The 11,756-nt window shown below is 71.3% G+C and carries 11 protein-coding genes; 4 read left to right on the top strand and 7 right to left on the bottom strand.

The genetic code is table 11. From position 1 onward, the window contains the following. The first annotated feature begins 154 nt into the window (after positions 1-154). Entirely contained in the window at positions 155-724 is a 570-nt protein-coding gene (locus tag JW592_RS01685) for a hypothetical protein (protein ID WP_209262996.1), read from the top strand. Here JW592_RS01685 and JW592_RS01680 read toward each other — a convergent pair. Then, entirely contained in the window at positions 721-2,292 is a 1,572-nt protein-coding gene (locus JW592_RS01680) for an MFS transporter (protein ID WP_209262995.1), read from the bottom strand. The genes JW592_RS01685 and JW592_RS01680 overlap by 4 nt on opposite strands. A gap of 245 nt (positions 2,293-2,537) precedes the next feature. Here JW592_RS01680 and JW592_RS01675 point away from each other — a divergent pair, with 245 nt between their 5' ends. Beyond that, positions 2,538-3,440 (top strand): phosphatidylinositol-specific phospholipase C, encoded by a 903-nt coding sequence (locus JW592_RS01675; RefSeq protein WP_209262994.1) that lies wholly within the window; start codon positions 2,538-2,540, stop codon positions 3,438-3,440. Between the two features lie 25 nt (positions 3,441-3,465). On the opposite strand, the gene JW592_RS01670 is transcribed toward JW592_RS01675, so the two are convergent. After that, entirely contained in the window at positions 3,466-4,113 is a 648-nt protein-coding gene (locus JW592_RS01670; RefSeq protein WP_209262993.1) for a helix-turn-helix domain-containing protein, read from the bottom strand. 243 nt (positions 4,114-4,356) lie between these two features. Between JW592_RS01670 and JW592_RS01665 the strand changes: the two genes are divergently transcribed. Beyond that, positions 4,357-4,893, top strand: a complete 537-nt coding sequence (locus tag JW592_RS01665; protein ID WP_209262992.1) for a DUF488 domain-containing protein — start codon at positions 4,357-4,359, stop codon at positions 4,891-4,893. Positions 4,894-4,912: 19 nt separating this feature from the next. On the opposite strand, the gene JW592_RS01660 is transcribed toward JW592_RS01665, so the two are convergent. From JW592_RS01660 to JW592_RS01645, 4 genes are all read right to left on the bottom strand, one after another. After that, on the bottom strand, positions 4,913-6,355 hold the full coding sequence (locus JW592_RS01660) for a GH1 family beta-glucosidase (RefSeq protein ID WP_209262991.1): 1,443 nt from the start codon (positions 6,353-6,355) through the stop codon (positions 4,913-4,915). Between the two features lie 262 nt (positions 6,356-6,617). Further along, positions 6,618-7,571, bottom strand: a complete 954-nt coding sequence (locus tag JW592_RS01655) for a carbohydrate ABC transporter permease (protein ID WP_209262990.1) — start codon at positions 7,569-7,571, stop codon at positions 6,618-6,620. Positions 7,572-7,583: 12 nt separating this feature from the next. Then, entirely contained in the window at positions 7,584-8,576 is a 993-nt protein-coding gene (locus JW592_RS01650) for a carbohydrate ABC transporter permease (protein ID WP_209262989.1), read from the bottom strand. Continuing rightward, the gene (locus tag JW592_RS01645) at positions 8,557-9,885 is read right to left on the bottom strand and encodes an ABC transporter substrate-binding protein (RefSeq protein ID WP_209262988.1); all 1,329 of its coding nucleotides are present in this window, start codon (positions 9,883-9,885) and stop codon (positions 8,557-8,559) included. The genes JW592_RS01650 and JW592_RS01645 overlap by 20 nt, the downstream gene beginning before the upstream one ends. Positions 9,886-10,196: 311 nt before the next feature. On the opposite strand from JW592_RS01645, the gene JW592_RS01640 reads away from it, so the two are divergent. Continuing rightward, complete coding sequence (locus JW592_RS01640; protein ID WP_209262987.1) at positions 10,197-11,288, top strand: LacI family DNA-binding transcriptional regulator; 1,092 nt, start codon at positions 10,197-10,199, stop codon at positions 11,286-11,288. Between the two features lie 83 nt (positions 11,289-11,371). On the opposite strand, the gene JW592_RS01635 is transcribed toward JW592_RS01640, so the two are convergent. Further along, on the bottom strand, positions 11,372-11,635 hold the full coding sequence (locus JW592_RS01635) for a hypothetical protein (protein ID WP_209262986.1): 264 nt from the start codon (positions 11,633-11,635) through the stop codon (positions 11,372-11,374). Positions 11,636-11,756: the final 121 nt, after the last annotated feature.

The following is an 11,756-nucleotide window of genomic DNA, read 5'->3' as shown; positions in this document are numbered from 1 at the left end:
GCCGCCCACGGTGACGACCGACCACAGCGCCCGAGGGAGAACCAGGGATGTCGACGCGGAGCTGCCGTACGGTGGCCGTCGCCCTGGTCCGCGGCGGCCGGACCGGCACCGGTAACTTGCCCTGGACCAGCGACGGATGCGGGAAGAAGTGGCGATGAGCGGGCGGCAGACGGGGCGGCAGGCGACGCGCGAGCTCGTCCGCCGCTGGGCGGAATCGGTCCTCCGGCAGGTGGGGGCACCGTCCGGGGCCACACTCGCCGTGAGCGAGCGCCCCGGCGACGGGAACGTGGAGCCTCCCGAGGACAGGGGCGGGGGCGCGGGCGTGGAATCCGCCTTCGAATCCTCCCTCGAACTGGTCTGGGACGAGGAGGGCGGCGCGCTCCCTGCCGGCGGGGCCGAAGCAGCCGAAGAGACCATGGCCGGGCCGGGGCGGGCCCGTATCGAGGCCACGCTGAGCTTCGCCGACGGCTCGGCCGTCTCCGTGGAACTGGACGCGGGGACGAGCGAGACCGACGCGGTGGTGCTGCTGGCCGACCGGTTCCAGGACGCGGTGCTGGAGGAGACCGGCGGCGTGGCCGGCCCTCCGTGCCCCGGCCACGGCCACCCCGCCGTCGCCGCCGAGCTGAACGGCGTCGCGACCTGGACGTGCCCGCACGGCATGGGCCGTACGACCTGGCCCGTCCTCCAGCCCGCCGTCGACTGGGACGACGACAGCCTCGACTAGGGCCCGTCCTGCGGGTCCTGTTCCGATGAGGGGATGCCGCGGTCCGGCTCGTGAGGGGGCGCGGGCCGCAACGGGGCGCCCGCCATCGGGCACTCGTACGGGGAACCCGGCTCCGTCACCGGTTCCGGCGCGGGCGCCAGTACATCGCTGCGGATCGTCGCGAAGGCGAGAACCGCTCCGGCCACCGCGAGCCCCGCGGTGATGAGCATGGCGGAACGGAAGCCGTCGGCGAAGGCACGGGGGTCCTGGAAGTCGCCGCCGCTGATCCCGGCGAGTACCGGAAGGGCGGCGACGGCCGCGAGTTGGGCCACGCGGGAGACGGCGTTGTTGACCCCTGAGGCCACGCCGGAGTGCTCGGAAGGTGCCGCGGCCAGTGCCGTCGCGGTGACCGGCGCCACGGTGGTGGCCAGGCCGAGCCCGAAGACGAGGACAGCGGGCAGCACGGAGGCGGCGTAGCCACCCGCACCGCTCTCGCCCACCGGGATACGGAGCATCAGCAGCATGCCCGAGGCCAGCAGCAGCGGTCCGACCGTCAGCGGAACACGCGGGCCGATCCGCTGGGCCAGCGTCCCGGCCCGCGAGGAGAGGGCCAGCATCAGCAGCGTCACCGGCAGCGAGGCAGCCCCGGCCTCCAGCGGGCTGTAGCCGAGTGAGGTCTGCAGGAAGACGACGAGCAGGAAGAAGACACCGCCCAGCGCCGCGTACACCACGAACGTGACGGCGTTCGCGCTGAGGAACTGACGGGCCGTGAAGACGCCGGGGGGCAGCATCGGGTGGGCCGCACGGCTCTCCGTCCGGGCGAAGCCCGTGAGCGCGGCGATGCCGACGACGAGCGCGGCCACGGTCAGCCAGCCGGGGGACTCGCCGCGCGGCCCCTCGATCAGCGCGTAGGTGACTCCGGCCAGCCCGACGGTGGCCAGCCCGGCGCCCCGTAGGTCCAGTCGGCCGGTGGCGGCCGGGTCGCTGCTCTCGGGGACCCGGCGGGCGGTGGCCGCGATGACGAAGACGCCGATCGGGACGTTGATGAGGAAGATCCACCGCCAGGAGAAGGCGTCGATGAGATAGCCGCCGACGATCGGACCGAGTGCCGAGGCCACCCCGGTGAGCGCCGACCAGGCGCCGATGGCCGCGGGCCGGTCGCCGGTGCGGTAGGTCGCCTGGATGATGGCCAGGCTCCCGGGGGTGAGCAGCGCGGCACCGATGCCCTGAAGGGCTCTGGCGAGGATGAGGACTTCCGCGGTAGGCGCCACGGCGCACAGGACGGAGGGGAGCGTGAAGCAGACGACCCCGAGGGTGAAGACCCGCCTGCGCCCGTAGCGGTCCGCCAGCGAGCCGCCCAGCAGGATCAGCGCGGCGAGGGTGAGCAGATAGCCGTCGAGCACCCACTGCAGTTCGGACACCCCGGCGCCGACGTCCCGTCCGATCACCGGCAGCGCCACATTGACGACAGTCGCGTCGAGGAAACCCATGGCCGAGCCCAGGACGGTCGCCAGGAGCACCCAGCGTCCGGTGGGTGACCGGAAGGCCACGGTACCGGCGCCGGGCTCCGCGTCCTGCTGCGCGTCCATGGTGTCTCTCCGCCCTCTCCCGCCTCCCCGCGCACTGCCTTCCCGCCGATCGTACGGCGCGCGCAGCTGACGGCCACTCAGGCTCCCCGGCGCCCGACCGGGGCGGTGGCGGGCGGCACATGTCGTGGTCCCGTCACGGGCGTGCGGTCGAACGGTCACCCCTCCCGACGCACCCTTCCCCCGCGTCGCGGCGTGAACCAAGATGTCCACCGACGTCGGCCGGAACACATGGGGGGAGTTCGGACATGGACAGGCGGGGATTCCTGAGAGGCGCGGCCGTGCTGCCGGCGGCGGGGATGCTGGCGTACGCGGGCGGCAGCGGTGTCGCCACGGCGCGGAGCGGGACCCGCACCCGCACCCGCCAGGCACCGCAGGACTGGATGAAGCCGCTGGCGGCGTCGACCGCGCTGCGCTCGCTGACCATACCCGGCAGCCACGACTCGGGTGCGCGGCACGGCGGAGCCTGGGTCGAGTGCCAGGACACGTCGATCGCCGACCAACTGGCGGCAGGAATCCGGTTTCTGGACGTCCGCTGTCGGGCCATCGACGGGGTGTTCGCCATCCATCACGGCGCCTTCTTCCAGCAGCTGATGTTCGGGGACGTGCTGATCGCCTGCCGTGACTTCCTCGCCGCGCACCCGGGCGAGACGGTGCTGATGCGGGTCAAGCAGGAGTATTCGACGGTCAGCGACGAGGAGTTCCGCCGGATCTTCGATGTGTACCTCGACCAGAAGGGCTGGCGCTCCCTCTTCCGGCTGGCCGACACCCTGCCGACGCTGGGCGAGGCGCGCGGCAAGGTCGTGCTGCTCGCCGACAACGGCGGGCTGCCCGGGGTGCGTTGGGCCGACTCCGGGATCTTCGACGTCCAGGACGACTACCAGGCCGAGCCGTTCGCCAAGTACCGCAGGATCACGGAGCAGTTCCGTGAGGCCGCGGCGCACCCCGGCCCCTTCTACGTCAACTTCGTGAGCACCGCGGCAGGACTCCCGCCGGAGTGGAACGCGGACCGGCTCAACCCCCAGGTGAAGGACTTCCTCAACGGGTCCGAGATGGCCGGGCGTACGGGGCTGGGCATCGTTCCCATGGACTTCCCGCAGGGGGAGCCGGGGCTCATCGAAGCAGTGCTCGCACACAATCCCGCGAGCTGACCAACCGCGCAGCCCGGCACCGCGCTCAGCCCTCGTCGGCCGAGGCCGACGTGCCGGCCGCACCCGCCGCGCCCGCCGAGCCTGCCGCGCCCGCCGAGCTGGGGCGGGCGCGGAGGTGGGCGCGTTCACCCTGTCTGCCGAACAGGCTGAGGATCTCGACCGGCTCCGCGGTGGCGGCGCCGAACCAGTGCGGGACCCGGGTGTCGAACTCGGCCGCCTCGCCCGGGCCGAGCTGCAGATCGTGCTCGCCCAGTACCAGCCGCAGCCGCCCGTTGAGGACATAGACCCAGTCGTAGCCGTCGTGGGTCTTCAACTCTGGCTCCTTGCCGGCGGTGCCGGCCGGGATGACGAGCTTGTACGCCTGGATGCCACCGGCCCGGCGGGTCAGGGGCAGCAGGGTCATCCCGTGCGCGGAGACCGGACGCAGGTGGATGCGCGGGTCACCGGTGGGCGGCGCGTCGACGAGTTCGTCGAGCGTGACCCCGTGGGCCCTGGCCAGCGGCAGCAGCAGTTCGAGGGTCGGGCGCCGGGCGCCGGACTCCAGCCGGGAGAGCGTGCTCACCGAGATGCCCGTGGTCGCCGACAGCTCGGCCAGCGTGGTCTCGCGCTGTCTCCGCAGCGCCCGGAGCCGGGGGCCTACCGCGTCGAGGGCCTGGTCCAGATCGTCGTCCATGTCTCCAGTTTGCCAGATCGGCAACGGAATTTGCTGCTCGCCCTCGGGTGGTCGCAAGGTCGGTGGCGGAGGTGGTCGAGACGATCCAGCAGCCGGCAGGAGGCTACGACGTGGTGGTGATCGGCGGCGGCGGCGCCGGACTGAGCAGGGCGCGCCGCCAGCTGGTGGCCACCGGACTCGTGGACAAGCTGCCCCAGGTGCCGGGCCTGCGCGAGCGCTGGGGCCGCGTGTCATCCTGGGCGGGTGGAGAGCGTCCAGCCGCTGCTGACCCTGGGCCACGGCACCGCCGGGCGGGAAGAGCTGGCCCGGCTGCTGCACGGCGCCGGGGTGCGATCGGTGGTGGACGTACGCACCGCGCCCGGCAGCCGGCGCAACCCCGATGTGCACCGGGAGGCGCTGCGCGAGTGGCTGCCGGCCGAGGGCGTCGGCTACCGGTGGGAGCGGCGGCTCGGCGGCTTCCGCCGGGCCGCGCCCGACGCGCCGGACACCTTCTGGCGCAACGCCTCCTTCCGCGGCTACGCCGGTCACACCCGCAGCCCCGAGTTCCTCGCCGCCATGGACGAGTTGCTGCGCGACGCCGCACAGCAGCCCACGGCCGTGCTGTGCGGCGAGTCGGTGTGGTGGCGCTGCCACCGGCGGCTGATCGCCGACTTCGCGGTGCTGGCCCGGGGGCGGCCCGTGCTGCATCTCGCCCACGACGGCCGCCTCACCGAGCATCCGCCCACCCCCGGCGCCCGGCTGCGCGAGGACGGGCTGCTGGTCTACGACGGGGAGCCGTAGCACGGCAGTGACCCCTGGCTCACTCCGGGGGCAGCTCTCCCGTGCGGGCGATGCTGGAGTACCAGTGAGCGCTGGACTTGGGTGTGCGGCGCTGGGTCTCGTAGTCGACGTGCACCAGTCCGAAGCGCTTGTCGTATCCCCAGGCCCACTCGAAGTTGTCCATCAGCGACCACATGAAGTAGCCCCGTACGTCGGCGCCCTGCCGGATGGCCCGGTGCACGGCCCGCAGATGGCGGTGGACGTAGTCGATGCGCTGGGGATCGTGGAACCGGCCGTCGGCGTCGGGCGCGTCGGGGTAGGAAGCACCGTTCTCGGTCACGTACAGCGGCGTCGCGGGGGCCTCGCGGTGGAAGCGCAGCAGCAGCTCGGTCAGGCCACTGGGGTCGATGCTCCAGCCCATGGCCGTCCGGTTGCCCGGCGGCTGGTGGAAGGCGACCCGGTCGGCTCCCGGCCAGGGCGAGTGCTCGCCGCCGCCGTGTCCGTCGTTGCGCTCGGGCACGGTGCCCTCCGGTACGGCGGAGACCACGCTGGGTGTGTAGTAGTTCACTCCGATCCCGTCGAGTGGCTGACGGGCGAGTGCCGCGTCGCCGTCCTGGACGAAGGCCCAGTCGGTGAGGTGGGCGGTGTCCGCCAGCAGGTCCTCGTCGTACCTGCCGTGCAGCATGGGGCCGGTGAAGACCCGGTTGGCCAGGGCGTCGATGCGCCGGGCGGCGTCCCGGTCGGCCGGGGATTCGGTACGGGGCCGTACGGCGGCCGGGTTGAGGCTCACGCTGATCCGGGCGCCTTCCGGAAGCGCCGTGCGCAGCGCCTGTACGGCCAGTCCGTGGCCGAGGTTGAGGTGGTGCGCGGCACGCAGCGCCGCGACGGGGTCGGTACGGCCGGGCGCGTGCACACCTGAGCCGTAGCCCAGAAAGGCGCTGCACCATGGCTCGTTGAGAGTCGTCCACAGCTCGACGCGGTCACCGAGGGCCTCGGCGACGAGCTGCGCGTACTCCGCGAAGCGGTACGCGGTCTGCCGCGCCGGCCAGCCCCCGGCATCCTCCAGCTCCTGGGGCAGATCCCAGTGGTAGAGGGTCACAGCAGGCGTGATCCCGGCGGCGAGCAGCTCGTCGGTCAGCGCCCTGTAGAAGTCGAGCCCCCGCTGCGAGGCGGGGCCGCGTCCGGTCGGCTGGACGCGCGACCAGGATACGGAGAAGCGGTAGGCGCCCAGGCCCAGTTCGGCCATCAGCGCGACGTCGTCCCGGTAGCGGCGGTAGTGCTCGCAGGCCACGTCTCCGGTGTCGCCGCCGGCCACCTTGCCCGGGGTGTGGGAGAAGGTGTCCCAGATGGACGGGGTGCGTCCGTCCTCCCGTACCGCGCCTTCGATCTGGTAGGCGGCGGTGGAAGCGCCCCACAGGAAGCCGGCGGGGAAGCGGAGGGGCGCGGTGGTGTCCACCGCGGTATCAGCCTGCACGGATGTCATAGGAGCGCTCCCATAGTTGGTGCGGGCACAGCGGTGCCCTGGTTCGTCATGGTGCGGATGTGCCGGAGGGGGAGGGAAAGCGGGGAGTGGAGAGCGGGAGTGGAGTACCGGAGTGTGGAGTGAGGGGAGTGGAGGGGAGGGAAGGGGAGACGGGCGGAGAGCCGGAGGTGGAGCCGTGAGGAAAGCCGCCCCACACGGCCTCCCTCACGGCTCCGGCCGCACGGCACCGGGTCCCACGGCTCCGGTGCCGTCCGGGATCGGGTCAGCCCTTGACGGCCCCCTGCATGACGCCGCCGACGATCTGCTTGCCGAACAGCGCGAAGGCGACCAGCAGCGGCAGGGTGCCCAGCAGAGCGCCCGCCATGATGACCGACTCGTCGGGCACGTAGCCCTGGCCGAGCCCGGTCAGCGCAACCTGGACGGTGGGGTTGTCCTGGGTGAGCGCGATGATCGGCCAGAAGAACTCGTTCCAGGCCAGCACGAACGTCAGCATCCCCAGCACCGCCATCGCGGGCCGGGCGACGGGGAAGACGACGTGCCAGACGATGCGCAGGCTGTGCGCGCCGTCCACGCGCGCGGCCTCGATCAGCTCGGTCGGCAGCGCGTTGACCAGGTACTGCCGCATGAAGAACACGCCGAAGGCGTTGACCATCATCGGCAGGATGACCGCCTGGAGCTGATTGGTCCACTCCAGCTCGGCTATCGCCATGAACAGCGGTACGACGCTGAGCTGCGGAGGCACCATCATCGTGCCGATCACCATCAGCAGCAGTGCGTTCTTCGCGCGGAAGCGGAGCTTGGCGAAGGCGTACCCGGCGAGCGTGGCGAACAGGACGGTGCTCAGCGCGATGGTGCCCGCCACGAACGTCGTGTTGAGCAGCGCCTTGCCCATGTTCGCGTCCTGCCACGCGGTGGTCATATTGGTCAGCAGGTTGCCGCCGAACCAGAACGGCGGCGGCGTCTCGGCCAGCCGCTGGTTGTCCCGGGAGGCGGCGATGGCGGTCCAGAGCAGCGGAAAGAGCGAGCCGGCCGTGAACAGCAGCAGGATGCCGTAGGTGATCCGCCCCGCGTGCAGGTGTTTCCCGGCACTGCCCGCCCTCCGGGTGGCCTTGCGGGGAGGTGTTCCCGCCGGGGATTCCGCCGCTGTGGTGGTGCTCGTTCCGACAGCCGGTGTGGCGGCCGCACGGGCGCGGCGCTGAGCCGTGGTCGGCAGCATGTCCCGCCCCCTTCAGTGGGTCTTGTTGAGTCGTTTGGCGATCAGCCAGTTGAGCAGGCCGATCACGATGAGGATCAGGAACATCGTCCAGGCGATGGCGGAGGCCCGGCCGAGCTGGAAGTCGAACCAGCCCTGCTCGTACAGGTACAGGCCCAGCGTCTGGTACTGGTGCGAGCCGCCACCGGTCTGGGAGCCGCCGAACAGCAGCGGTTCACCGAAGAGCTGCGTCGCGCCGATGGTGGAGACGACCACGGTGAACAGGATCGTCGGCCGCAGCGAGGGGATGGTGACGTGCAGGAACTGCTGCCAGCGGTTGGCGCCGTCCAGCGCCGCCGACTCGTACAGATCGTCGGGGACGGCCTGCATGGCGGCGAGGTAGATCAGCGCGTTGTAGCCGGTCCACCGCCAGATGACGATGGAGGAGACGGCCAGTTGCGAGGTCCAGGTGCCGTTCTCCCAGTCGATGTGGTCGATGCCGACCAGCTCCAGGCCCCAGTTGATCATCCCGTAGTCGCGGCCGTAGAGCATCGTGAACACCAGCGTCGCCGCGGCGACCGAGGTGGCGTACGGAGTGAGCATGGCGACACGGAAGAACATCGACCCGCGCAGCTTGTAGTTGAGCAGATGCGCCAGGCCCAGGGCCATCAGCAGTTGCGGCACCGTCGAGAGCACGCCGATGGTGAAGGTGTTCTGCAGCGCGTTCCAGAAGAAGTCGTCCTCCAGCAGCCGGGAGAAGTTGCGCATCCCGACCCACTCCATGTGCGAGGGATCGTGCAGCGAGACCCGGTGCAGCGACGCCCAGCCCGTGTACAGCAGCGGGAAGAGGCCGAAGGCGGCGAAGAAGACGAAGAACGGTGCGATGAAGGCGTAGGGGCTCCACCGGGCGTCCCACCGGTGGCGCCGGCGGCCGCGGCGCTCCTGGGAGCGCTCGCGGTCGCCGTCCGCCCCAGCGGTGAGCCCGTCCTCCTGGACGCGGGGGAGCGGCTCAGTCCTCGACGACGTCATCGATCTTCTTCACCGCTGCGTTCCAGCCCTCCTCGGGCTTCTTGCCCTGCTGCTCCACCTGGAGGATGCCGATGTCGGAGATGGTCGTCTTGATGACCTGGTCATTGGGGCCGAGCGGGGTGGTGGGAATGCCCTCGGCGGCCCTGGAGAAGATTTTTCCGATGGGCGCGTTGCCGAAGTACTCGTGCTTGGCGTCCTTCACCTCGGGCAGCGCGTAGGCCGTCTTCGAGCTGGGGAAGCTGGCCTGCTTCTTGAACAGCTTGGCTTGCTGCTCGGGTGCGGTCAGCCACTTGGCGAGCTTGACGGCCTCCTTCTCGTTCTTGCCGCCCTTGGGCACGGTCAGGAACGAGCCGCCCCAGTTGGCGGGCTTGGGCGCAGCAGCCACGTCCCACTTGCCCGCGCCCTTGTCGCCGGCCTTCTCCTTGATGTAGCCGAGCATCCAGGGCGGGCAGACGACGGTGGCGAAGTCGCCGTTGGCGTACGCCTGGTCCCACTCCTTGTCGAACTGCTTGAGCTTGCCGGTCATCTCGCCCTTGACGGCACGCATGGCCAGGTCCCAGGACTCCCGGACGCCCTTGCTCTTCTTGTAGACCAGCTTGCCGTCGGCGTTGTAGTACTTGACCGGGTAGCTGGAGACGGCGCCGTTGTAGAGACCGGCGGCACCGTCCATGAACGCGGTGCCCTTGGGCGCCGACTTCATGTACTTCTCACCGGCCTGGACGTACTTCTCCCAGTCGCCCTGCCACAGCTCGCCGACCTCTTCCCTGTCGGTGGGCAGCCCGGCCTTCTCGAACAGGTCCTTGCGGTAGCACACACCCATCGGGCCGATGTCCGTGCCCAGCCCGACGACCTGGCCTTTCCGGGACCTGGCCTGGTTCCACTTCCAGTCGAGCCAGTCGGACTTGTCCACCCCGTCGGCCTTCGAGAAGTCGACGAGCTTGTCCGCGTGCCGGCCGGCGATCTCGTTGATGTTGTCGACTTCGACGGCCTGGATGTCGCTGAGCCCGCTGTTGGCGGTCAGGTGGTTGAGCAGGGCCGGGTAGTAGTCCTCGTTGCGCTCTGTGGAGTTCTCCTTGATCCGGATGCCGGGGTGGAGCTTCTCGTACTCGTCGTAGAGGCCGGCCTGCTTGTAGCCGAAGACGCCGAACACTCCGACGGAGATGGTCTTCTTGCCGTCACCGCTTCCCGAGCCGCCGCCGTCCTCGGCGCACCCGGCCAGTAGGCCCGCCCCCAGCACGGCCGCGAGACCGTAGGCGACGGGTCGGCTGCTCAGTGGGTGCCGCATCGTTCTCTTTCTGGTCGTACGCATGGCTGTGCCGTCCCTCCCGGACCCGCGAAGAGCAGGGAGCCGCTCCGTGCATGTGCAGCGTGGGAGCGCTCCCAACGATGCGTTGCAGCATGCGTGAGGCAGCCGCTCCCGTCAAGGTCTGTGTCAAGGGAGCGCTCCCGGGGTCGAGCGGCCCGGGATGTAGTTCAATGGGCCCGACACACCACACCGGCCGCCCCGAACGCGCCCACCGGAGCGACGAGCAACCGCCCCACCAGGGCAGGAGAACCAAGCGCCCGACAGGGCGGCCGGAAGAGCGCCCGCCAGGGCACTGGAGCAAGGAGGACGCGTCCATGCCAGCAGCCCGCGCGGAAGGCGCCGGGAAGTCCGGACCGACCCTGGAGCAGGTCGCCGCGCGTGCGGGCGTCGGCCGGGGTACGGCCTCCCGGGTGATCAACGGCTCGCCGCGGGTCAGCGAACGCACCCGGGCCGCGGTCCAGGCAGCCGTCGCCGAGCTGGGCTACGTCCCCAACCGCGCCGCGCGGGCACTGGCGGCCGGAAGCATGGACGCCATCGCACTCGTCGTCCCCGAACAGGAGAACCGGCTGTTCGCCGAGCCCTACTTCTCCGAGATCCTGCGCGGCGTCAGCACCGAACTCGGCGACACGGACATGCAGCTCCTGCTGACCCTCATCCGCGACGAGCGCGGACGCGAACGCTTCGCCCAGTACGCCGCGGCACACCGCGTCGACGGTGTGCTGCTGGTGTCCGTACACGGCGACGACCCACTGCCCGACCTGCTGCGCGACGTCGGTATGCCGGCGGTCCTCAGCGGCCGCCGCTCACACGCCGAGCACCTGCCCTATGTCGACTCCGACAACCTGCTCGGCGCCCAGATGGCCGTCGAGCACCTGATCGGGCGCGGCCGGCGGAAGGTCGCCACCGTCACCGGGCCCCTGGACATGTACGTGGCCCGCTGCCGTCTGGAGGGCTACCACGAGGCACTCCGCGCCGCCGGCCGGTCGACAGCGCCGACGGACGAACACCTGGTCGTGGAGGGAGACTTCACCGAGGAAGGCGGTCGCCGCGGCATGCTCGAACTGCTGCGCAGGGACCCGGAGGTCGATGCGGTCTTCTGCGCCTCGGACGTGATGGCGGCCGGCGCCCGGCTGGCGCTGCGCGAAACCGGACGGGACGTGCCCGAGGACGTGGCGCTCGTCGGCTTCGACGACTCGGCCGTCGCCCGGCACATGGACCCGCCGCTGACGACCGTACGGCAGCCGATCGAGGAGATGGGGCGGGCCATGGTCCGGATGCTGCTCGACCTGATGGCGCGCGCCCAGGACGACGCCCCAGGGCGGGCCGGGACCGGGGGCGGGAACAGTACGCAGGACCAGCCGCGCCTGCTCCTGCCCACGGAGCTGATCCGGCGCCGCTCGTCGTGACGGTGCGGAGCCGCTCACTGCGTTGGCGGCCCCGCGCTCGTCCCGATCGCGGCCGCGCCGCCTCGCGGCCGGGCGCCCACGGGTCAGAACCCGCCGCCCCCGCCGCCTCCGCACGAGGCTCCGCCGCCGCACGAGGCGCCGCTTCCGCCGCTGTCGCCGCCTCCGCCCTCGCCGCCTCCGCTCTCGTGGTCCACGCCGTCACCGGCCGTCCACGCCTGCCCCGTGTAGCCGTACCCGGCTCCCCGCCCGAAAGAGCGGGCGTTGCGGCTGGACGGCTTCGACGTCCAGTAGGTGATGCACGCGATGACCAGCACCAGCAGCACTCCGAAAACCAGCCACGCGACCATGGCCGTCCCCCGTTCCCCCGCGGATTCTCCGCACACTCGTCGGACCAGGAAGTATGTCCCCGCCGGGGCCTTCTCACAACATATGCCGCACACCAGGCAGGTGCTCCGCACTACGCACCGA

This window comes from Streptomyces spirodelae, assembly GCF_017676385.1.
Classification (GTDB): Bacteria; Actinomycetota; Actinomycetes; order Streptomycetales; family Streptomycetaceae; genus Streptomyces; species Streptomyces spirodelae.
This window is presented reverse-complemented; position numbering and strand designations above follow the sequence as displayed.